The sequence below is a fragment of the Mesorhizobium sp. WSM3866 genome (assembly GCF_002294795.1).
Classification (GTDB): domain Bacteria; phylum Pseudomonadota; class Alphaproteobacteria; order Rhizobiales; family Rhizobiaceae; genus Mesorhizobium.
The window spans coordinates 419,027-437,850 of sequence record NZ_NSGC01000002.1; the positions used below are offsets into that span (position 1 = coordinate 419,027).

The window sequence follows — 18,824 nt, forward strand, 5'->3', positions numbered from 1 at the left end:
AGCGTTTTGATGGAATCGCTGAACTGCTCCAACCATTTGCTTTTGCGCAATTCCGACGGAAACCGTTACACTTTCCTGGAATTGCCCTCTAGGGACGGCCATGAGTGAGTTCGACTTCGGCGGCCATCGCGCTTCGGAGTTCCGGCATCGCGGGTTCTGGGCGCTGTTCGCCGAACGGCACCCGGAAGAAAGGGCGCGGCTGGCGCGACGCGGGCCATGGTTCTGGCAGCGCGGAATGCCGGAGTTCGCCCTGGTGCTGTCCATGTATGTCGCGCCCAGCGAGAACGTGGTCGGCGTCTTCTTCGGCCGCAACGAGAAGCTCGGCGCGACGGAGGTCTGGACGCGGCTGATGCCGTTCCAACCGGCGATCGAGGCGCGGCTGAAGCTCAGGCCGGAGCAGAGCGCGCAGAATCTCGGCATCAATTCGCAGTGGCGGGTCAACTGCTTTGCCGAGGACAATTGGCCGGCCATGGCCGACTGGCTGGCGACGGAATGCTCGCGCTTCGAGCAAGCCGTCACCCAAGTGCTGAGGCAGGAGTAGAGCACAGATGGTTGCCGGCTTCTTGCGCTCGCGCTGGCAAGGCAATGTGCCGCTCGACCGGCTGTTCTGGCGCGACATGCTGCTCGCCGGCACGGCGATCAACATCGCTTCGTCCGGGCTGGCGCTTGTCCTGCTTGGGCTGAAGCTGCCGCTCTGGCTGGTGCTCACGGTGCATTTCCTTCCCGCCCCCTACAACATCTTTCTCGCCCTTGCCGTCTGGCGGACGGCAGAAACGGCCGGCGGGTTCAAGGCGCAGCTGATGATGCTGGGCTCGGCGCTCTGGCTGATTGCGACGGTCGTTGTCTGAATCGAAAAGGGCGGCCGAAGCCGCCCTTACGAAACTATGACGAACTGCCTGTCAGGCCGCCGGCTCGAAGCGCAGCGCCACACCGTTGATGCAATAGCGCAGGCCGGTCGGCGGCGGACCGTCCTCGAAGACATGGCCGAGATGGCTGCCGCAACGCGAGCAGTGGCACTCGGTGCGGACCATGCCGTAGCTGCGGTCGACGGTGGTCTCGATCGAACCCGGGATCGGATCGTTGAAACTCGGCCAGCCGGTTCCGCTCTCGAACTTCAGCTTGGATTCGAACAGCGGCTGGTCGCAGCCGACGCAGAAGAAAGTGCCGGCGCGTTTCTCATAAAGCAGGGCGCAGCTGCCGGGGCGCTCGGTGCCGTGGTTGCGCATGACGGCATACTGCTCCGGCGTCAGCCGGGCGCGCCACTCGGCATCGGTGCGGGTGACGGGATAGGCGTGGGTGTCCATGAAATCTCCTCGGCCTTGGCGGCTCGTTGTTGGTTGGCATGTCATGTTCGCACGAAGATAGGTGTTTGTTACACCACTGACCAGCGCTGGGATTGACAACGCAATCGCCGCTGGTTTCCGCGAATTACTGTCACGCTCAATGCTTCCTCGATAGCTGCTTCGTTGCCGCTTCGAGCCCGGCAAGCGTCAGCGGGAACATGCGGCCGCCGAAGATGTCGCTGATCATCGCAATGGAATGGGTGTAGCGCCAGTTCTTCTCAGCCTCAGGGTTCAACCAGACCGCGTTCGGCCACTGCTGCAGCAGCCGACCGAGCCAGACGCCGCCGGCCTCCGGGTTCCAGTGCTCGACCGAGCCGCCGGGAGGCGCAATTTCGTAAGGGCTCATCGAGGCGTCGCCGACCACGATCACCTTATAGTCCGGCCCATATTTGTGGATGAGGTCGAAGGTGGGGATCGTCTCGTCCAGGCGGCGGCGATTGTCGTTCCAGACGCGCTCGTAAAGACAGTTGTGGAAGTAGTAATACTCGAGCTGGCGGAATTCGGCGCGCGCGGCGGAGAACAGCTCCTCGACGGTTTTGACGTGACTATCCATCGAGCCGCCGACGTCGAAGAACATCAGGAGCTTCACCGCGTTGCGCCGCTCCGGCCGGGTTCTCACGTCCAGATAGCCGTGCTCGGCGGTGGCGTGGATGGTGCCGGGCAGGTCGAACTCTTCCTCGGCGCCCTCGCGCACCCAGCGCCGCAGCCGCTTCAGCGCCACCTTGATGTTGCGGGTGCCGAGCTCGATCGCGTCGTCGAAGTTCTTGAACTCGCGCTTGTCCCAGACTTTCACTGCGCGACGGTGGCGGCTTTCGTGCTGGCCGATGCGCACGCCTTCCGGATTGTAGCCATAGGCGCCGAAGGGCGAGGTGCCGCCGGTGCCGATCCATTTCGAGCCGCCCTGGTGCCGGCCCTTCTGCTCCTCCAGGCGCTGCTTTAGCGTCTCCATCAGCTTGTCGAAGCCGCCCAGCGCCTCGACCAGCTTCTTCTCCTCGTCGCTCAGGTGCTTTTCGGCGAGCCGGCGCAGCCATTCCTCGGGGATGTTGGCGACGTCGACAGCGTCCGGACCGGCGAGCGCTTCGACGCCCTTGAAGACATGCGCGAACACCTGATCGAAACGGTCGATATGGCGCTCGTCCTTCACCAGGGCCGAGCGCGCGAGGTAGTAAAAACCCTCGACGTCGTAGTCGACCAGCCCAGCTTCCAGGCCTTCGAGCAGCGACAGATACTCCCGGAGCGAAACGGGAACCCGCGCGGCTTTCAGTTCAAAGAAGAACGGGATGAACATCGCCAGACGGCTATCTCTGCCCCTCGATCTTTTCACGCGCGGCACTCGCAATGAAGGCAGAGCGCGTCAGGCCCCGGCGGCTGGCTTCAGTATCGATCGCCGCAAGCAGACCAGCGTCCAACGACAGGTTTGCCCGGACTGACCGACCGGAGTCGATCAGCAGCGGGATCATGACGGCAGACTCGCCTGCGGCGCTATCGATCTCACCTGATCGTAACAAGTCCGCCACCGTTCGTGCTTCGGGTAACGAGACGTGCTTTGCCAACCGAGTTTCGGCCCATTCGCGTATCGCCGATGCTGCATCGGCAATCGCCTCCTCGGGGCTGGCGCCGCCGCCATGGCAGCCCGGGAGATCGGGGACCCGGATTCCCCAGACATTATCTGCGCCGTCCAGAACTCCGATATAATGCGTCATGCGATCAGGCCTCAAATCCATCCGGCGAGCTTGGCGATCGAGCGTGCAACGCCCGGAGATTGCTCGCGGTGCCGCGGCACGATGATGGTCACATCCGGTTTCCCGGATGCTCGTATTTGTCGTGCTTGCCGCCTCCGACGCTCGACCAGCCGTCGCGCAAAAGCCGCGCTATGATCTTGCGCGTGTTAGTCTCAATCAGCGGCACGGCGGCTTTCCAATGCGCAATATATTGCGCAGCTGGACCGGTTTCAACCGTTTCACAACAGATCGTACTCGATGAAGCCTGTGCGCCGCGCCACATGGTCGTACAGCCGGCGCGCGGTGGCGTTGGTCTCGTGCGTCATCCAGTAGACGTTCTTCACGCCGATCTTGCCGGCCTCGTCCTGCACCGCTTTGATCAACGCCGCGCCGATGCCCTTGCCGCGCACTTCGGGGTCGGCGAACAGATCCTGCAGATAGCAGGTGTTGACCTCGGACCAGCAGGAGCGGTGGTAGAGATAGTGGGTCAGGCCGACGGCCTTGCCCTCAAGCGTGGCGATAAAGCCTTTCGGCTCGAACTCGCCAGGCGTGAACAGGCGCTTCCAGGTGACGTCGTAGACCTCTTCCGGCAGCTTGGTCTCGTAGAAGGTGAGGTAGGCGGTCCATAGTCGGCGCCAGTCGGAGCGGTCGGACTGGGCAAGCGGGCGGACGGTGATCTCGGACATGTTTTCTCCAACGTTTGGTCGGAAGCTGCGGCAACCGCCGCCTGTCGGCAACGGTCCACAGAGGACAAAGCGCTATTGCTGCCAAGCCTATTGCTGGCGCCTGGCCATGAAGGCCAAGCGTTCGAAGAGGTGCACGTCCTGCTCGTTCTTGAGCAGCGCGCCATGCAACTTCGGCAACATATTCTTCGGATCGGCGCGCAGATCCTCCGGCGCGATGTCGTCGGCGACCAGCAGTCGGATCCAGTCGAGCGCTTCGGAGGTAGATGGTTTCTTCTTCAGCCCGGGCACGTCACGGATCTCGTAGAACTGGGTAAGCGCGGCCCGCACGAGATTCTGCTTGATGCCGGGATAATGCACGTCGACGATCCGGTGCAGCGTCTCGATATCGGGGAAGCGGATGTAGTGGAAAAAGCAGCGGCGCAGAAAGGCGTCCGGCAACTCCTTCTCGTTGTTGGAGGTGATGATGACGATCGGCCGAAATTCGGCGCGGATGGTCTCGCCGGTCTCGTAGACGAAGAACTCCATCCGGTCGAGTTCCTGCAGAAGATCGTTGGGGAATTCGATGTCGGCCTTGTCGATCTCGTCGATCAGGAGAACGACCTTTTTCGATGCCGCGAAGGCGTCCCACAGCTTGCCGCGTTTGATGTAGTTCTTGATGTCGCTGAACCGGTCGTCACCGAGCTGGCTGTCGCGCAGCCGCGAGACGGCGTCATACTCGTAGAGGCCCTGCTGCGCCTTGGTGGTCGATTTGACATTCCATTCGATGAAATCGAGGTCGAGCGCCGCCGCCACTTGACGGGCGAGTTCGGTCTTGCCGGTGCCCGGCTCGCCCTTGACCAGCAACGGTCGCTCCAGAGCGATCGCGGCGTTGACCGCCACCATCAAATCCTTGTCGGCGACGTAAGCCGCGGTGCCTTCGAAACGCATTTCTTCTCCTGATCGTTGGGCCGCGACCCTAAGGACGCTGGCCAGGCTGTGCAAGGCATGACAAGGCCGCAAGGCCCATGACGCAGATTTGCGGCCGCTTGGAGCGGTGTCCTTCTGGCGCTCGGTCAACCATGGGCCTATATTGGTTTTGGCGGTCTGCGCTTCCCGGCAGGAGAAACTTATCCCCGGGGCCTTATCGATCCTTAGGGAGCTGTCCCTGGGAAGACCCGTGGGTTTTCTCACACGGCGCCCACCTACTTTGTAGGCACCCGGGATCGACCTCTCCACCGGTTGTGTGGATCGCCACTCTCCCGTTTTTGAATTTGATGCGGTAGAAAGCGTCGCTCCTGCAACTTCGTCCGGATACGACCTTTTCTAACGTCTGCGCATGACCTCATCAAAAGACCTGAAAAAACAGCTTCGCAAGGAAGCTCTGGCGCGGCGGGATGCGCTGGACGAATTCTGGCGGGTCGAGATCGCGCTCGAAATGGCTGAGACGGCGCGTGACCAGATCGCCGTCGAACCGGGCCAGATCGTCTCCGGCTTCTGGCCGATGCGCTCCGAGGTCGATGTGCGGCCGCTGATGTTCGCGCTGCGCGAGAAAGGCGCCAGGCTTTGCCTGCCGGCGATCCTCGACAAGACAACCATCGTCTTCCGCGAGCTGGTGCGCGGCGCGCCAATGGTCGAGATGGGTTTCGGCACGGTCGGACCGCACGAGGAGGCCGAAGAGCTCGACCCCTCGCTCATGTTTGTTCCGCTCGCAGCATTCGACGCGCGCGGCCACCGCATCGGCTACGGCGCCGGCTATTACGACCGGGCGATCGCCAGGCTGGCCGACAAAGGGCTGGCGCCGCGGCTGATCGGCATTGCGTTCGACTGCCAGGAGGTGTCGCAAGTGCCGGATGAGAACCATGACGTGATCATCCCGGAAATACTCACCGAGAGCGGGTTACGCCGGTTTACCGCCTCTTAGAATATTCCGACCCGCTTCGCGCGATTCCAATCCCTATCCAACAGTATTCCTGCTATCCAATCCAAGTTGAGGCTAGCAAGGGATTTTGTCTTCATGCGATTCATCCTGATGCCGTTTGCTCTGATCGCGGCAGCACTGTTTGCGATGGGATTGCATATCACCGGAACCACCCTGTACCACCAAGCGGCTTGGGGGCAGACGGTCGCTACCGTGACGGATGTCAGTCCTTTCACTGAAATGCACAAAAATGGCCTCGCCATAGAGCGCATCAATGTCGCCCTCGCCTATGTGGTTGACGACGTGCCGATGACCTGGTCCGGAAAGGGAAACCTTGTCGGTCTCCACGAGGCGTCGATCGGCGACAAGGTGAAATTCTACTACGACCCTGGCGATCCAGCGACCCTCGATACCGCCGGAATGAAGGGCTGGCGCGGCATACTGTTGATCCTTGCAGGTACCGGCGGCTTCACCGTCTTCTACGTTTGGTTCTTCTGGCTGCGCGGACGGAGCGCGCGTTAGACGTCGCCTTCGGCTGCTAGGACGGGGCGGTGGTGCCGTATAAGACCATCATGTGATCATCGCGGAAATACTCACCGGGAGCGGGTTGCGCCGGTTCACGCCGCAATTGTAGAACAGCGGTTGAGAAACGCATGATCTTTTGCGGAAAGTCATGCAGCTTTTGCTTGGCGGACTTTCGACGCGGGATCGTATGAGACTTCTCTTCCTCGGCGACATGGTCGGAAAAACTGGGCGCACGGCGGTGTGGGAACAGCTGCCGGGCTTGATATCCGACTTCAAGCTCGACTTCGTCATCGTCAATGGCGAGAACGCCGCGGGCGGCTTCGGCATCACCGAGGAGATATTTCGCGAGACGCTCGCGGCGGGCGCGGATGTCGTCACCACCGGCAACCATGTCTGGGACCAGCGCGACGCGCTGGTCTTCGCGCCGCGCGAGGAGCGCTTCCTGCGCCCTTCCAATTTTCCCAAGGGCACGCCGGGGCGTGGTTCCGGCGTCTATATCGCCAGGAACGGCGCGCGGGTGCTGGTCGCCAACATCATGGGGCGCGTCTTCATGCATCCCGAGCTCGACGATCCGTTCCAGGCCGGCGAGCGCGAGCTTGCGGCCTGTCCGCTTGGCGAACAGGCCGACGCAGCAGTGATTGATTTCCATGCCGAGGCGACTTCGGAAAAGATGTGCTTCGCGCATTTCGTCGACGGCCGAGCCAGCCTTGTGGTCGGCACCCACACGCACCAGCCGACCGCCGATCATCAGATACTCAACGGCGGCACCGCCTATATTTCGGACGCCGGCATGTGCGGCGACTATGATTCCTCGCTCGGCATGGACAAGGAAGAGCCGCTCAACCGCTTCCTGTCGAAAGTGCCGAAAGGTCGTTTCGAGGCCGCGAATGGACCGGCGACGCTGTGCGGCGTCGGCGTGGAAATCTCCGACCGCACCGGGCTCGCCGAGAAGATCGCGCCGTTTCGCCGCGGGCCGAGACTCGAGGAAACCGCGCCGTCCTTCTGGTCATGATATTGATATGAGCACCGGTCGTACCTAACTGGCGACGAAACCCGCGAAAACTGCTCTAGATCGTAGAGGGGACGACCTCCATGCAGCTTGTCGAGTTCCTGGCGCCGCACTTTGCCTTTGTCTCCGATCCCACAGCCTGGATCGCGCTGCTGACGCTGGTGGTGCTGGAGGTGGTGCTCGGCATCGACAACCTGATCTTCATCTCGATCCTGACCAACAAGCTGCCGGAAGCGCAGCGCGCCCGCGCCCGCAAACTCGGCATCTCGGCGGCACTGGGCATGCGGCTGGTGCTGCTCGCCACGATCTCGATCATCGTGCAATTGACGACGCCGGTGTTCGCGGCGTTCGGGCATGGCTTTTCCTGGCGCGACCTGATCCTGATCGCCGGCGGCCTGTTCCTTGTCTGGAAGGCGACCAAGGAAATCCACCACACGGTCGATCCGCAGGATCATCAGGACTCGATGATGGGCGGCACACTGCAGATGAGCCTGGCCGGCGCGATCTTCCAGATCCTGCTGCTTGACCTCGTCTTCTCGATCGATTCCATCATCACCGCCGTCGGGATGACCGACGAGATCGCCATCATGTACATCGCTGTCATCGTGGCGGTGAGCGTGATGATGCTGGCGGCGACGCCGCTCGCCAACTTTATCGCCAAGAACCCCACAATCGTGATGCTGGCGCTCGGCTTCCTGCTGATGATCGGCATGACGCTGATTGCCGACGGCATGGGCTATCACGTGCCCAAGGGCTACATCTACGCCGCCATGGGTTTTTCCGCGCTGGTCGAGGGCCTCAACATGCTGGCGCGGCGTCGAAAGAAGCAGCGGTCCGGCGGCGGGCATTAAACTAGGGCAGGTTGATCTGCCAGGAAACGCCGAAGCGGTCGTTGAGCCAAGCGAAACGGCGGCTGAAGCCGTAATCGTCGGTCGGCATCAGAAACGCGCCGTCCTTGGCCAGCACCCCGACAATGCGATCGAGCTCCTCCTCGGAGGTACAGTCGACGAAGAGCGAGAACGACGGCGTGAAGGAGAAGGCGTGATGCACGGGGCTGTTGAAGACCATGACCTCAGTGCCGCCGATCACGACACGGGCCAGCTTGAGCGCACGTTCGGGCCCGTCCTCACCGGCGCCATAGCGTGTGACGTCGACAACGCGTCTTTCTGGAACGGTGTCGCAATAGAGGGTCATGGCCTCCTCGGCCTGACCTTCGAACATCAGGAACGGCGTTACCTTCACGGCCGGGCCTCCTCGCTCAAAGGGAGTCAAATATTGGTCTCGTTGGCCGGCTCGCCTTTCATCTCGGCGCGATAATAGCCGTCGCGCAAATTGATGCCGTATTCGAGATACGCCTTCATGCAGGCGAGCATCTGCGACCAGCCCTCGCAATTGAGGTAGGATTTCTTCAGTCCGACCTCGCCTTCGTGCCAGCCGGCCTCGGCGATGGTAACGAAGGTGCCGCCGTCGTCCAACGGCTCGAAGTTCATCTCGATGCGTGTCTTGTAGGCCGGCTTGCCGTCAGTGTCGGCCGCGTCCCAGCGCAGCACGATACGCCTATCCTTGATCACCTCGTCGACCTCGACCGGCACCGTCTTCCACCAGGTGACGGTGGTGCCGGCGACCAGCGGAGCAGAGGCGCCGCCAATGGTGGTGAAATAGCCGCTGAGCTTCGTCGGGTTGACCACGGCGTCGAAGACTTCGGCGACCGGCTTGCCGATGCGTCCGGAAATCCTGAATCCAAGAGACATATCCACAGCTCCTTCCTTGCCTCGTGAAACAATATGTTATAAAAACATAACATGTCAAGCCCAACCTCGGACGATCGTGTTTTCAAGGCCTTGGCGCACTCGCGCCGGCGCGAGTTGCTCGACCGGCTCAAGGATCAGCCGCAGACCACCGGGGCGCTCTGCGAGGCTTTCCCGGACATGGATCGCTGCACGGTCATGATGCATCTGAAGGTGCTGGAAGAGGCCGATCTGGTCGTGGCGAGGCGCGAGGGGCGCGAGCGCTGGAACCATCTCAACGCGCTGCCGATCAGGCAGATCCACGACCGCTGGATCGGCCAATATGCGGGCCATGCGATCAGCATCCTCGACCGGCTGAAGTCGGATCTGGAGGGATGATGCCGCGCTGCAAGGGCAATCTCGGTCTGTCCGCCGTCAGGGTCGACGGTCCGGCTGGACGAATTGAGCCGATTTATCTATAAGCCGGCCATTCCGACAGAGAGCCCCGCGGGCCTTCGCAGGCACGCTTGCAGCGTTCTGAAATTTTGAATTCGAGCATTTGCCGGGTGATCGCGCCCGGCCGAGAAATGCTCTAGCCGAACACGACAGGGGTGCCATGGCTGGCCATTCGCAGTTCAAGAACATCATGCACCGGAAAGGCCGCCAGGATGCGGTGCGGTCGAAAATGTTTTCCAAGCTGGCACGCGAAATCACCGTCGCCGCCAAGACCGGCACGCCGGACCCGGCGATGAACCCGCGGCTGCGCCTTGCGGTGCAGAACGCCAAGGCGGTGTCGATGCCGAAGGACAACATCCAGCGCGCCATCAACAAGGCCTCCGCCGGAGATGCCGAGAACTACGAGGCCGTGCGCTATGAGGGCTATGGCCCCGGCGGCGTGGCGCTGATCGTCGAGGTGCTGACCGACAACCGCAACCGCTCGGCGTCCAATGTGCGCGCCGCCTTCACCAAGGCCGGCGGGGCGCTCGGCGAAACCGGCTCGGTGTCGTTCATGTGGAACCGCGTCGGCGAGATCTATTACCCGGCTTCGGCCGGCAGCGCGGACACGGTGATGGAAGCCGCGATCGAGGCCGGTGCTGACGACGTCGACTCGGACGAGGAAGGCCACACCGTCTATTGCAGCTTCGAAAATCTCGGCGAGGTATCTAAGTCGCTCGAAGCCGCGCTCGGCGAAGCGGAGTCGGTCAAGCCGATCTGGCAGCCACAGAACAACGTGCCGGTCGATGAAGAACGGGCGCAGTCGCTGATGAAGCTGGTCGCCACCCTTGAGGACGACGACGACGTGCAGAGCGTCTACGCCAATTTCGAGGTCGATGACGAAACGATGGCCAAGCTCAGCGCGGCCTGATCGGCTGATCCATGAGCGGAACTCGATCCGACATGAGCGAGAAGCCGCGGCCCGCCATCCGCATCACCTACTGCACGCAATGCCAGTGGCTGCTCAGAGCCGGCTGGATGGCACAGGAGCTGCTCTCGACCTTCGGTACCGATCTCGGCGAGGTGACGCTGGTGCCGGGCACCGGCGGCATCTTCACGATCTCCTGCAACGACCAGCTTATCTGGGAGCGCAAGCGCGACGGCGGTTTTCCGGAGGCGGCGAAGCTCAAGCAGCTGGTCCGCGATGTCATCGACCCGGAGCGCGATCTGGGACACGCCGACCGCAAGACGCACAAGAAGACGGACCCCGCCTGAGGCGGTGTTTTATCCGCTGGCCGCTCTCTTCAAATCAGCGCCAGGATGAAGCAGGCCATCGCCACGATCGCGGTGATGGTGCGGACGTGGTTCCACATTACCCATTGGCGCAGATGGTTCGCCCACACGGCGGCGCCGTTGCTGCTGGCCGGGTCGACGGCGGCCAGGGCGTCGTTGAGCGGTACGTTGAACACCATGGTCACGATCGGGTTGCCGACGAGATAGATTACGGCGCCGGCAAGCAGCCAGTACGAGCCCGATTGGCTCCAGCCCATGATGACAGCGGCAATCAGCACCAGGCAGATGAGGCCGGTGCCGAAAAGCGCCGTCATGAAGGCGGGCGTAATTACGGTGATGTTGATCGAATTCATCGCTGCGATGCCGGCTGGGACGGGCAGCCTGGCAAGTGCTGCCATGACGAAATTGGAAAAGGCGAAGAAGACGCCGCCGACCACGCCAGAGCCGATCGCGGCAATGAAGGTGAGGGCGGGAAGAATTTTCATCATCTCAGTTACTCCAGACGCCGCTGGCTGCGGTTTCGGTTGCATAGGCGAAGAAGTCTTTCGGCCGGCGGCCGAGCGCGCGCTGCACGCCGTCGGTCAACGTTTCGTTGCGGCCGTCGAGCACCTCGCTGAAGCTCGTTGAGCAGCCAGGCGAATTCCGGCGGCAGGTTGTGCGCAGCCACCGTTTCGGTGAATTGGGCATGCGAGATCCGCCGATAGCGGATGTCGCGGCCAGTGGCTTTGCCGATTTCGGCGACGGCCTGAGCAAAGCTCAGCAGACGCGGGCCGGTGAGTTCGTAAAGCTGGCCGGCATGGCCCGGCTCCGTCAGCACGGCTTCGGCGACATCGGCGATATCGTCGACATCGACGAACGGTTCGCCGACAGCGCCGACCGGCAGGGTGACTTCGCCTTCGAGTATGGATTCGATGAGGAAGCCTTCGCTGAAATTCTGCGAGAACCATGAGCAGCGCAGGATCGTCCAATCGGCACCGGAAACCTTGACCATTTCCTCGGCGCGCTGAGCCTCCGTCTCGCCGCGGCCGGAGAGCAGCACCAGCCGCTTGTTGCCGCGCTCGACGGCAAGTTTGGCCAACGCCTCGACAGTTTCGGCGGCGCCCGGCACCGCGATGTCAGGATAGTAGCTGATGTAGACGGCGCCGACGCCGTCGAGGGCCGCGCCCCAGGTGTTCTTGTCCGACCAGTCGAAGGGAGGCGTGCCTGCGCGGGAGCCGATCCGCACCGGGATCCTGCGGGCGATCAACCGTTCGGCCAGCCGCCGGCCGGTCTTGCCGGTGCCGCCCAGGATCAAAATCGGTTTCTGTGACGTGTCGGTCATCTCGATCTCCTCGTTTCTGAATATGAGTAATCCTCATGTTTGCAAAACGTGATAAACCCTCGTATTTTGTGAGTCAAGCCAGTTTCTCGAGGATCTTTCGGAGGAAGCTCATGCAAGGCAGGGTAGCCGCGAAGCTCGACCAGGAAATCGCAATGCCCCGGCGAGCGCCGACGCAGCAGCGCAGCCGCGAGCGGGTCGAGCGGATGCTTGCCGCCGCCGCGGCGCTGATCGCCGAGCAAGGCAGCGATGCCATGCGCATGGGCGAGGTGGCGGAAAGAGCAGGGGTGTCGATCGGCTCGCTCTACCAGTTCTTTCCCGACAAGCGGGCGATCGTCTGGGCGCTGGCCGAGCGCTACACCGCCGAAAGCCAGGCCTGCATCTCGGCGGCGCTGAAGGACGTCAGCGACGCCGAGGGGCTGAAGCGGGCGTTTTCGGAGCTGGTCGACATCTATTACGGGATGTTCCTGGCCGAACCGGTGATGCGCGACATCTGGTCGGGCACGCAGGCCGACAAGGCCTTGCGCGAACTCGAACTGGCCGACAGCCGGGCCAATGCCCGATTCCTCGTCGCGGTGCTGAAGCGGTTGCGTCCCGGCGCAGATACCGTGGCGATGGAGACGGCGGCGCTGCTAGTCTGGCAGATGGGCGAGGCGGTCATGCGGCTGGCGATCTCCGTCGACCGGGAGGAGGGCGACAGGCTGGTCGCGGCCTATAAGCGCATGGCGCTGCGGGAGCTGGTGGAAGGGTAGGTACAACCTGGTCGGGTTTCCCGCAGCGTCTGTGGCCAACAAAAAACCCGCCTCGGAGGCGGGTTTTTGATCTGCGACACGTTTAGAAAGGCTTAGAGGCCGAAACCTTCGAAACGCTTCTTGAACTTCGACAGGCGGCCGCCGCGGTCGAGCAGGGTCTGCTGGCCGCCGGTCCAGGCCGGGTGCGTGGTCGGGTCGATGTCGAGGTTCATCGTGTCGCCTTCCTTGCCCCAGGTCGAGCGGGTCAGGTATTCGGTGCCGTCGGTCATGACGACCTTGATGGTGTGGTAGTCGGGATGGATATCGGCCTTCATTGTCGTGTTCCTGGCTTGCCGGCGCTGGTGACGGGCCGATGGCCTGCGTCGATGCGCCCCTTTTTAAAACTCGAAGCCGCAGCTAATGAAAAGCCACGGCTTCTAAAACGGTCGGCGAGCCTATACATCAGCCGGAATTGAATCACAAGGCCGCGGCAGGCGCATATTGAAGCGCATGACGAACACGCGGCCAGAGGAAACGCTCATGGCGGATATTGGTGTCAGTGGTGACGAGCGCAGGCGCTCGGTCCGGCCGCTCAGGAACCTTTTTCCGTACGTCATGCAGTACCGCAAACTGGCGGTCGGCGCGATCATATCGCTGATCGTTGCGGCAGGGACGACGCTGGCCCTGCCGATGGCCGTGCGGCGCATGATCGATCACGGCTTCCAGGCGGCGGGCACTACCTTCATTGCCGAGTATTTCGCCGCGCTGGTGCTGATGGCGGCCGTGCTGGCGGCGGCGTCCGCCAGCCGCTACTACTTCGTCATCACGCTCGGCGAGCGGGTCGTCGCCGACATCCGCCGCGATGTCTTCTCCCATGTCACGACGCTCTCGCCGGCCTTTTTCGATCGCTCGCAGTCGGGCGAGATCGTGTCGCGGCTTGCCGCGGATACCACGCAGGTGAAGTCGGCGGTCGGCGCCACGGCATCGGTCGCGCTGCGCAATCTCATCCTCGGCGTCGGTGCCGTGGCGATGATGGTCTTCACCAGCCCAAAACTGTCCGGCCTGGTACTGGCCGCCATCCCGCTGATCGTGCTGCCGCTCGTCGCCTTCGGCCGTTCGGTGCGGCGCAAGTCGCGGCTGGCGCAGGATACGCTGGCGGAAGCCACTGCCTATGCCAGCGAGCAGATCGGCGCCGTGCGCACGCTGCAGGCCTTCACCAACGAGAAGCTGGTGACGGGGCGCTTCTCGGCCGCCGTCGAGGCCGCCTTCGAGGCGGCGCGCACGTCGGTCTTCGCCCGCTCCTTTCTCACCTTCTTCGCCATCTTCATGATCTTTTCATCGGTGGTGGCGGTGCTCTGGTTCGGCTCGCGCGACGTGCTTGCCGGCACGATGTCGGCCGGCACGCTCGGCCAGTTCCTGCTCTATTCGGTGTTCGCCGCCGGCGCACTCGGCGCGTTGTCGGAAGTGTGGAGCGAGCTGTCGCAGGCGGCGGGCGCCGCCGAGCGTCTGACCGAGATCCTGGCCGAGAAGCCCGCCATTCAGGCGCCCGCCGATCCGCAGCCGCTGCCGGCCAAGGCCAAGGGCGCGATCAGCTTTGACGATGTCTCCTTCTCCTATCCCGCGCGGCCGGACCGGGCCGCCGTGCATGGGCTGAGCTTCCAGGTGAAGCCCGGCGAGACGGTGGCGATCGTCGGTCCTTCGGGCGCGGGAAAAAGCACCGTCTTCTCGCTTATCCTGCGCTTCTACGATCCGGAGAGCGGCCGTGTCGTCATCGACGGCGTCGATCTGCGCCAGGCCGATCCGGCCGCAATCCGCCAGCGCATCGCCATCGTGGCGCAGGACGTCACCATCTTCGCGGCCAGTGCTGCCGACAATATTGGCTTCGGCCGGCCGGGCGCCAGCGATGCCGAGATCGAGGCGGCGGCAAAGGCGGCGCTTGCCGACGAATTCATCGGCAAGCTTGAAAAGGGCTATGACAGCCAGGTCGGCGAGCGCGGTGTGACGCTTTCGGGCGGCCAGCGCCAGCGCGTGGCGATCGCCCGCGCCATTCTGCGCGACGCACCGATCCTGCTGCTCGACGAGGCGACCTCGGCGCTCGACGCCGAAAGCGAAACGCTGGTGCAGACGGCGCTGGAGCGGCTGATGCGCGGCCGCACCACCATCGTGATCGCCCACCGGCTGGCGACGGTACTCAAGGCCGACCGCATCCTGGTCATGGAAGGCGGGCGCATCGTCGAGGAAGGCACCCACCAAAGCCTTGTCGCCAAGGGCGGCACCTATGCGCGGCTCGCCAAGCTGCAGTTCGAGACCGGAGCGAGCGCCTTCAAGGGCGCGGCGGAGTAGCGCCCGCCGGCAGGCGTTATCAGTCGCCGTACCGCTTGCGCAGGTGCTCGGTGAAGTAAACGGCGTTGAGCTTCTCGCCGGTGGCGCGCTCGAGCAGGTCCGGCGTCGACCAGCGCGAGCCCTGCGACCAGATCTTGTCGCGTCGCCACTCATTGATGGCGCTGAAGTCGCCCTTGGCGAGATCTCCGTCGGCTGACGGATGCTCCCTGGTCAAGGCGGCCCACTGCTGTGCCGCCATCATGGCGCCCAGGGTGTAGGACGGGAAATAGCCGAAGGCGGCGCCCGGCCAGTGCACGTCCTGCATCGGCCCGTCGGCCGGGTTGTCGATGGTCGACAGGCCGAGATAGTCGCGCATCTTGGCATCCCAGGCCTCGGGCAGGTCGGCGGCCTCCAGCCGTCCTGAGACGAGCTCCTGCTCGAGCTCGTAACGCAGGATGACATGCAGCGGATAGGTGACCTCGTCGGCGTCGACGCGGATGAAGCCGCGTTCCACATGATGGACATGCGGCAGGATGTCGTCGATCGACCAGGCTTCGCCGAGATGCTTCTCGACAACCGGCAGCGCCCAGCGCCAGAAGGCGGGGTTGCGGCCGATCTGCTTCTCCACGAACAGGCTCTGGCTCTCATGCACGGCCATGCCGCGCGCCTTGCCGAGCGGCCAGTGCGACCAGGCTTTCGGCAGATTCTGTTCGTAAAGCGCGTGGCCGGTCTCGTGCAGCACTCCCATCAGCGCCGACAGGAAATCGGAAGTCTTGTAGCGGGTGGTGATGCGCACATCGGTCGGCACGCCGCCGCAGAAGGGATGGTGCGATACCGCCAGCGAGCCATGGGTGAGGTCGAAGCCGACCGCCGCCATCATGGCAAGACCAAGCTCGCGCTGCTTCTCGACGGCGTAGCTGCCGGAGAGCGGCTTGAGTGCGTGCTTCGCCAGCCGCGCATCCTGCATCGCCAGCGCATGCGGCAGGAAATCCTTGAGGAAAGCCTTCAGCTCGACAAACACCGGCGTGATGTCGGCGGCGCGGTTGCCGGGATCGTACTGCTCCATCAGCGCGTCATAGGGGGCGAGGCCGAGCGCCTCGGCGCGCAGCGCCGCTTCTTCCCGCACCAGCGTCACGACGCCTTCCAGTGCCGGCAGGAAGCCCGCCCAGTCATTCTTGGCGCGCAGGTCGCGCCAGAGCTGCTCGGAGCGCATGCGCGCCGTCGTCTGGCGCTCGACAAATTCGACCGGCAGGCAGGTGAGGTTGGTATATTGGCGGCGCAGTTCCCTCACCGCAGCCTGCTGCTCGTCGTTCAGCGGTTCGGCTTCGGCGGCGGCGATCCAGTCGCCGATCTCCGGTGCGGTAGCCTGGGCGTGCAGCATGCCGGCCAAGGCCGACATCGCCTCGGCGCGCTTCTCGCCGCCGCCAACCGCCATGTGGGTCGCCTCATCGGCGCCGAGAATGGCCAGCGCATGTTCCAGCGCTTCGAGCCTATGGCCGAGCTGATCGAGTTTTTGGAAGGACATGGAGGGTTTCCGGCTGCAAAGGGGTTGGCGCGAAAAGATACCAAGGCGCGCAGCTTGGCAACCCTGATCCGCCCGTTCCGGATCAGCCCATCTTGCCTTGCAACAGCGCTGCGTGATCAAGGTTGGGGCCAACGAGCGGAGGGGACAATGATCGGCAATATCCTGACCGGGCTGGTGGCGCTGATCCACTGCTACATCGTCTATCTGGAGATGGTGCTGTGGGACACGCCGCGCGGCCACAAGGCGTTCAACCTCAAGCCGGACTTCGCCAGCGCCTCGAAAGTGCTCGCCGCCAACCAGGGGCTCTATAACGGCTTTCTTGCTACAGGCCTGATCTGGGGGCTCTATCTCGGCACCGGTAGGTTCCAGATCAAGATGTTCTTCCTGCTTTGCGTTGCCGTCGCCGGCCTCTATGGCGGGGCGACCGTCGGCCGCAAGGTCCTGTTCGTCCAGACGCTGCCTGCGGTGCTTGCCATTATCGCGCTTTGGCTCGGCCGGTGACTGAAAAAAGGACGCCCTCGGGCCAGGTCCCTCGGGCGCCAGATCGTCCCTTCCTGGTCTCGAAACGGCAGTCGCGGCCCGAAACCGCTCAGCCGTTCGGATAGTGACCGCCGTCGGCGCCGTCGCCCATCAGGAAGCCGCTGCCGGTATCGGTTCTCAGCTTCTGGTCGACATTGTCGAGACGGCGCAGCAGATCGTGATATTGCGCAGCCGGAATCCTGCCGTGATCCGAAGCGGCTACGTGCTCGGCCACCTGGCTGATGTGCGCGGCGCGCATATGCAGTTGCTGCGCTTCCGAGGCCGAGATGTCGTTTGCTTGCCGCGCGTCGGCGATGCCCTGATCCACACCCTGGACCTGCTCGATCAGGCTGGTCACCCGCGGTCCGGTGAAGTCGGTTGGATCGGTTGCGTCGAGAGCGCCCTTGTGATGTCCGGCGGCGTAGGCGCCGGCGAGCGGAGCGGCAATCAGAATCGCGGCGAGAGTTGCAGTCTTGAGAGATGTCAAAGCGCGCATGACGGCGCGTCCTCCTGCTGGGGAAGGAGCGGCCATCCCGCTCTGCTTCCGAGCTAGTGGGCCGTCCGGTTCCGTCGCGTCGCGATGGGAGGCATCGCCGGCGGTTCCCGGCCCTGCGCAGCAAATTAGGGCCTCCAAGTCGCCGAGTGTAATTAAAAAAAGATAATGTTTTCAGGCCTTGCCGGCGAGCTTCTGCGCGCTAGAGTTGAGCCTGCGAACAAATTCGCGTGAGTTCGCGTGATGCCGGATCAACGTTCGGTGAGCTTCAGTTCAATTCGGCGATTCTTGCTGCGCGCCTCATCCGTGTCGGCCGGATCGAGCGGCTGGAATTCGCCGAAGCCGGCGGCTACCAGCCGGTTCGCCGGCACGCCGTTCTCGATCAGGAACTTCACCACCGAGGTCGCACGGGCGGTCGACAGCTCCCAGTTGTCGCGATAGCGGCCGGTGCCGGACAAGGGCTTGTTGTCGGTGTGGCCATCGACGCGCAGCACCCAGCTGATCTCGGGCGGGATTTCCCTCTGCAGCTCGATGACGGCATCGGCGAGCTTCTTCATCTCGACCTTGCCGGCATCGTTGATCTCGTCGGAGCCGGTCGGGAACAGCACTTCCGACTGGAAGACGAAGCGGTCGCCGACGATGCGGATGTTCTCGCGGTCGGCGAGGATCTCGCGCAGTCGGCCGAAGAAATCGGAACGGTAGCGGTTGAGCTCCTGGACGCGCTGCGCCAGCGCCACGTTCAGGCGGCGGCCGAGATCGGCAATCTTGGTGTTGGACTCGCGGTCGCGCTGCTCGGACACGTTGAGCGCGTCCTCGAGCGCCGCGATCTGCTTGCGCAGTGCGGCGATCTGCTGGTTGAGGATCTCGACCTGGCTCAGCGCTTGCTGGCTGATCTGGCGCTGGTTGCTGAGTTCGCCGGACAGCGCGTCTGCCCGCTTGTTGGCCGCGTCGCCGGCGCCGGCACCCTGCTCCAGCAATTGCTGAAGACGGCTCTTTTCCGCCTCCGCCGCCGACAGCGAGGCCTGCAGATTGGCGAGCGTATCTTCCTTGTCCTGGCTGTTCGAGCGCTCCAGCGCCAGCAACTGCGTCAGCTCGTTGATCTGCGAGTTGAGGCGGCTGAGCACCGTGTCCTTGCCGGAGATTTCGCGGCTGAGCAGGAATTGCGCCAACACGAAGACCGTCAGCAGGAACATGATGGCGAGCAGAAGCGTCGACAGCGCGTCGACGAAGCCGGGCCAGTAGTCGATGCGGCGATCGGCGCGCCGCCTTGCCAGCGCCAC

24 protein-coding genes, 1 other RNA gene and 1 pseudogene are annotated in these 18,824 nt (G+C 63.5%); 13 read left to right on the forward strand and 13 right to left on the reverse strand.

Features of this window, described 5'->3' with window-relative positions; all coding sequences use genetic code 11:
- Positions 1 to 100 precede the first annotated feature (100 nt).
- Together CK222_RS06225 and CK222_RS06230 are read left to right on the forward strand one after the other, a co-directional pair.
- Entirely contained in the window at positions 101 to 541 is a 441-nt protein-coding gene (locus tag CK222_RS06225; RefSeq protein ID WP_067001692.1) for a hypothetical protein, read from the forward strand.
- 7 nt (positions 542 to 548) lie between these two features.
- On the forward strand, positions 549 to 848 hold the full coding sequence (locus tag CK222_RS06230; protein ID WP_082953654.1) for a hypothetical protein: 300 nt from the start codon (positions 549 to 551) through the stop codon (positions 846 to 848).
- Positions 849 to 899: 51 nt separating this feature from the next.
- On the opposite strand, the gene msrB is transcribed toward CK222_RS06230, so the two are convergent.
- The 5 genes from msrB to CK222_RS06260 all read right to left on the reverse strand — a co-directional run bounded on the left by msrB (position 900) and on the right by CK222_RS06260 (position 4,677).
- Positions 900 to 1,304: a peptide-methionine (R)-S-oxide reductase MsrB gene (gene msrB, locus CK222_RS06235; protein ID WP_095799751.1), complete on the reverse strand. Its 405-nt coding sequence runs from the start codon at positions 1,302 to 1,304 to the stop codon at positions 900 to 902.
- A gap of 136 nt (positions 1,305 to 1,440) precedes the next feature.
- Positions 1,441 to 2,631 (reverse strand): VWA domain-containing protein, encoded by a 1,191-nt coding sequence (locus tag CK222_RS06240; RefSeq protein ID WP_095799752.1) that lies wholly within the window; start codon positions 2,629 to 2,631, stop codon positions 1,441 to 1,443.
- A 10-nt stretch (positions 2,632 to 2,641) separates the two neighbouring features.
- Positions 2,642 to 3,046 carry a type II toxin-antitoxin system HicB family antitoxin gene (locus CK222_RS06245; RefSeq protein WP_095799753.1) on the reverse strand — a complete coding sequence of 135 codons (405 nt, stop codon included), beginning with the start codon at positions 3,044 to 3,046 and terminating at the stop codon, positions 2,642 to 2,644.
- Positions 3,047 to 3,303: 257 nt separating this feature from the next.
- The gene (locus CK222_RS06255) at positions 3,304 to 3,750 is read right to left on the reverse strand and encodes a GNAT family N-acetyltransferase (RefSeq protein ID WP_095799754.1); all 447 of its coding nucleotides are present in this window, start codon (positions 3,748 to 3,750) and stop codon (positions 3,304 to 3,306) included.
- Positions 3,751 to 3,837: 87 nt separating this feature from the next.
- Positions 3,838 to 4,677, reverse strand: coding sequence for a MoxR family ATPase (locus CK222_RS06260; protein ID WP_095799755.1), 840 nt, complete (start codon positions 4,675 to 4,677; stop codon positions 3,838 to 3,840).
- 150 nt (positions 4,678 to 4,827) lie between these two features.
- On the opposite strand from CK222_RS06260, the gene ssrS reads away from it, so the two are divergent.
- The 5 genes from ssrS to CK222_RS06285 all read left to right on the forward strand — a co-directional run bounded on the left by ssrS (position 4,828) and on the right by CK222_RS06285 (position 8,032).
- Positions 4,828 to 4,983, forward strand: a non-coding RNA gene (ssrS, locus tag CK222_RS06265) — 6S RNA.
- A gap of 82 nt (positions 4,984 to 5,065) precedes the next feature.
- Positions 5,066 to 5,650: a 5-formyltetrahydrofolate cyclo-ligase gene (locus CK222_RS06270; protein WP_095799756.1), complete on the forward strand. Its 585-nt coding sequence runs from the start codon at positions 5,066 to 5,068 to the stop codon at positions 5,648 to 5,650.
- 93 nt (positions 5,651 to 5,743) lie between these two features.
- Positions 5,744 to 6,169 carry a DUF3592 domain-containing protein gene (locus CK222_RS06275; RefSeq protein ID WP_095799757.1) on the forward strand — a complete coding sequence of 142 codons (426 nt, stop codon included), beginning with the start codon at positions 5,744 to 5,746 and terminating at the stop codon, positions 6,167 to 6,169.
- 190 nt (positions 6,170 to 6,359) lie between these two features.
- Positions 6,360 to 7,184, forward strand: a complete 825-nt coding sequence (locus CK222_RS06280) for a YmdB family metallophosphoesterase (RefSeq protein WP_095799964.1) — start codon at positions 6,360 to 6,362, stop codon at positions 7,182 to 7,184.
- An 80-nt stretch (positions 7,185 to 7,264) separates the two neighbouring features.
- Positions 7,265 to 8,032, forward strand: coding sequence for a TerC family protein (locus CK222_RS06285; RefSeq protein ID WP_095799758.1), 768 nt, complete (start codon positions 7,265 to 7,267; stop codon positions 8,030 to 8,032).
- Position 8,033: 1 nt separating this feature from the next.
- Here CK222_RS06285 and CK222_RS06290 read toward each other — a convergent pair whose 3' ends face one another.
- The gene (locus CK222_RS06290; RefSeq protein ID WP_280951750.1) at positions 8,034 to 8,423 is read right to left on the reverse strand and encodes a VOC family protein; all 390 of its coding nucleotides are present in this window, start codon (positions 8,421 to 8,423) and stop codon (positions 8,034 to 8,036) included.
- 26 nt (positions 8,424 to 8,449) lie between these two features.
- The gene (locus CK222_RS06295; RefSeq protein ID WP_067001716.1) at positions 8,450 to 8,932 is read right to left on the reverse strand and encodes an SRPBCC domain-containing protein; all 483 of its coding nucleotides are present in this window, start codon (positions 8,930 to 8,932) and stop codon (positions 8,450 to 8,452) included.
- Positions 8,933 to 8,983: 51 nt separating this feature from the next.
- Between CK222_RS06295 and CK222_RS06300 the strand changes: the two genes are divergently transcribed.
- The 3 genes from CK222_RS06300 to CK222_RS06310 all read left to right on the forward strand — a co-directional run bounded on the left by CK222_RS06300 (position 8,984) and on the right by CK222_RS06310 (position 10,618).
- Positions 8,984 to 9,307: a helix-turn-helix domain-containing protein gene (locus tag CK222_RS06300; protein ID WP_067001718.1), complete on the forward strand. Its 324-nt coding sequence runs from the start codon at positions 8,984 to 8,986 to the stop codon at positions 9,305 to 9,307.
- Positions 9,308 to 9,524: 217 nt separating this feature from the next.
- On the forward strand, positions 9,525 to 10,274 hold the full coding sequence (locus CK222_RS06305) for a YebC/PmpR family DNA-binding transcriptional regulator (RefSeq protein WP_095799759.1): 750 nt from the start codon (positions 9,525 to 9,527) through the stop codon (positions 10,272 to 10,274).
- Between the two features lie 32 nt (positions 10,275 to 10,306).
- Complete coding sequence (locus tag CK222_RS06310; RefSeq protein ID WP_095799760.1) at positions 10,307 to 10,618, forward strand: SelT/SelW/SelH family protein; 312 nt, start codon at positions 10,307 to 10,309, stop codon at positions 10,616 to 10,618.
- 29 nt (positions 10,619 to 10,647) lie between these two features.
- Here the strand turns inward: CK222_RS06310 and CK222_RS06315 are convergent, their stop codons facing one another.
- The gene (locus CK222_RS06315) at positions 10,648 to 11,124 is read right to left on the reverse strand and encodes a DUF1772 domain-containing protein (protein ID WP_095799761.1); all 477 of its coding nucleotides are present in this window, start codon (positions 11,122 to 11,124) and stop codon (positions 10,648 to 10,650) included.
- Position 11,125: 1 nt separating this feature from the next.
- Positions 11,126 to 11,957 (reverse strand): annotated as a pseudogene (locus CK222_RS06320) (NAD(P)H-binding protein).
- A 110-nt stretch (positions 11,958 to 12,067) separates the two neighbouring features.
- Here CK222_RS06320 and CK222_RS06325 point away from each other — a divergent pair.
- Entirely contained in the window at positions 12,068 to 12,706 is a 639-nt protein-coding gene (locus CK222_RS06325) for a TetR/AcrR family transcriptional regulator (protein ID WP_067319486.1), read from the forward strand.
- 92 nt (positions 12,707 to 12,798) lie between these two features.
- On the opposite strand, the gene rpmE is transcribed toward CK222_RS06325, so the two are convergent.
- A complete protein-coding gene (gene rpmE, locus CK222_RS06330) occupies positions 12,799 to 13,020 on the reverse strand; it encodes a 50S ribosomal protein L31 (RefSeq protein ID WP_040974396.1) in 222 nt (73 codons plus the stop codon).
- Positions 13,021 to 13,225: 205 nt separating this feature from the next.
- Between rpmE and CK222_RS06335 the strand changes: the two genes are divergently transcribed.
- Entirely contained in the window at positions 13,226 to 15,028 is a 1,803-nt protein-coding gene (locus tag CK222_RS06335) for an ABC transporter transmembrane domain-containing protein (protein ID WP_067319702.1), read from the forward strand.
- Between the two features lie 19 nt (positions 15,029 to 15,047).
- Here CK222_RS06335 and CK222_RS06340 read toward each other — a convergent pair whose 3' ends face one another.
- Entirely contained in the window at positions 15,048 to 16,532 is a 1,485-nt protein-coding gene (locus tag CK222_RS06340; RefSeq protein ID WP_067319484.1) for a peptidase M32, read from the reverse strand.
- Between the two features lie 147 nt (positions 16,533 to 16,679).
- Here CK222_RS06340 and CK222_RS06345 point away from each other — a divergent pair, with 147 nt between their 5' ends.
- Positions 16,680 to 17,033, forward strand: a complete 354-nt coding sequence (locus tag CK222_RS06345) for a DUF1304 domain-containing protein (protein WP_095799762.1) — start codon at positions 16,680 to 16,682, stop codon at positions 17,031 to 17,033.
- Between the two features lie 88 nt (positions 17,034 to 17,121).
- Here CK222_RS06345 and CK222_RS06350 read toward each other — a convergent pair whose 3' ends face one another.
- Both CK222_RS06350 and CK222_RS06355 read right to left on the reverse strand, forming a co-directional pair.
- Positions 17,122 to 17,547 carry a hypothetical protein gene (locus CK222_RS06350; RefSeq protein WP_067319480.1) on the reverse strand — a complete coding sequence of 142 codons (426 nt, stop codon included), beginning with the start codon at positions 17,545 to 17,547 and terminating at the stop codon, positions 17,122 to 17,124.
- Between the two features lie 248 nt (positions 17,548 to 17,795).
- Positions 17,796 to 18,824 (reverse strand): peptidoglycan -binding protein, encoded by a 1,029-nt coding sequence (locus tag CK222_RS06355; RefSeq protein ID WP_067319478.1) that lies wholly within the window; start codon positions 18,822 to 18,824, stop codon positions 17,796 to 17,798.

Excerpts from the sequence above, each read along its gene's own strand:
- CK222_RS06350 (WP_067319480.1), bottom strand. The coding sequence starts at position 17,547 with ATGCGCGCTTTGACATCTCTCAAGACTGCAACTCTCGCCGCGATTCTG.
- CK222_RS06280 (WP_095799964.1), top strand. The coding sequence starts at position 6,360 with ATGAGACTTCTCTTCCTCGGCGACATGGTCGGAAAAACTGGGCGCACG.
- CK222_RS06315 (WP_095799761.1), bottom strand. The coding sequence starts at position 11,124 with ATGATGAAAATTCTTCCCGCCCTCACCTTCATTGCCGCGATCGGCTCT.
- CK222_RS06285 (WP_095799758.1), top strand. The coding sequence starts at position 7,265 with ATGCAGCTTGTCGAGTTCCTGGCGCCGCACTTTGCCTTTGTCTCCGAT.
- CK222_RS06340 (WP_067319484.1), bottom strand. The coding sequence starts at position 16,532 with ATGTCCTTCCAAAAACTCGATCAGCTCGGCCATAGGCTCGAAGCGCTG.
- CK222_RS06325 (WP_067319486.1), top strand. The coding sequence starts at position 12,068 with ATGCAAGGCAGGGTAGCCGCGAAGCTCGACCAGGAAATCGCAATGCCC.
- CK222_RS06295 (WP_067001716.1), bottom strand. The coding sequence starts at position 8,932 with ATGTCTCTTGGATTCAGGATTTCCGGACGCATCGGCAAGCCGGTCGCC.
- CK222_RS06240 (WP_095799752.1), bottom strand. The coding sequence starts at position 2,631 with ATGTTCATCCCGTTCTTCTTTGAACTGAAAGCCGCGCGGGTTCCCGTT.
- CK222_RS06300 (WP_067001718.1), top strand. The coding sequence starts at position 8,984 with ATGTCAAGCCCAACCTCGGACGATCGTGTTTTCAAGGCCTTGGCGCAC.
- CK222_RS06260 (WP_095799755.1), bottom strand. The coding sequence starts at position 4,677 with ATGCGTTTCGAAGGCACCGCGGCTTACGTCGCCGACAAGGATTTGATG.
- CK222_RS06270 (WP_095799756.1), top strand. The coding sequence starts at position 5,066 with ATGACCTCATCAAAAGACCTGAAAAAACAGCTTCGCAAGGAAGCTCTG.
- rpmE (WP_040974396.1), bottom strand. The coding sequence starts at position 13,020 with ATGAAGGCCGATATCCATCCCGACTACCACACCATCAAGGTCGTCATG.
- CK222_RS06230 (WP_082953654.1), top strand. The coding sequence starts at position 549 with ATGGTTGCCGGCTTCTTGCGCTCGCGCTGGCAAGGCAATGTGCCGCTC.
- CK222_RS06310 (WP_095799760.1), top strand. The coding sequence starts at position 10,307 with ATGAGCGAGAAGCCGCGGCCCGCCATCCGCATCACCTACTGCACGCAA.
- CK222_RS06255 (WP_095799754.1), bottom strand. The coding sequence starts at position 3,750 with ATGTCCGAGATCACCGTCCGCCCGCTTGCCCAGTCCGACCGCTCCGAC.
- CK222_RS06245 (WP_095799753.1), bottom strand. The coding sequence starts at position 3,046 with ATGACGCATTATATCGGAGTTCTGGACGGCGCAGATAATGTCTGGGGA.
- CK222_RS06225 (WP_067001692.1), top strand. The coding sequence starts at position 101 with ATGAGTGAGTTCGACTTCGGCGGCCATCGCGCTTCGGAGTTCCGGCAT.
- CK222_RS06275 (WP_095799757.1), top strand. The coding sequence starts at position 5,744 with ATGCGATTCATCCTGATGCCGTTTGCTCTGATCGCGGCAGCACTGTTT.
- CK222_RS06305 (WP_095799759.1), top strand. The coding sequence starts at position 9,525 with ATGGCTGGCCATTCGCAGTTCAAGAACATCATGCACCGGAAAGGCCGC.
- msrB (WP_095799751.1), bottom strand. The coding sequence starts at position 1,304 with ATGGACACCCACGCCTATCCCGTCACCCGCACCGATGCCGAGTGGCGC.
- CK222_RS06345 (WP_095799762.1), top strand. The coding sequence starts at position 16,680 with ATGATCGGCAATATCCTGACCGGGCTGGTGGCGCTGATCCACTGCTAC.
- CK222_RS06335 (WP_067319702.1), top strand. The coding sequence starts at position 13,226 with ATGGCGGATATTGGTGTCAGTGGTGACGAGCGCAGGCGCTCGGTCCGG.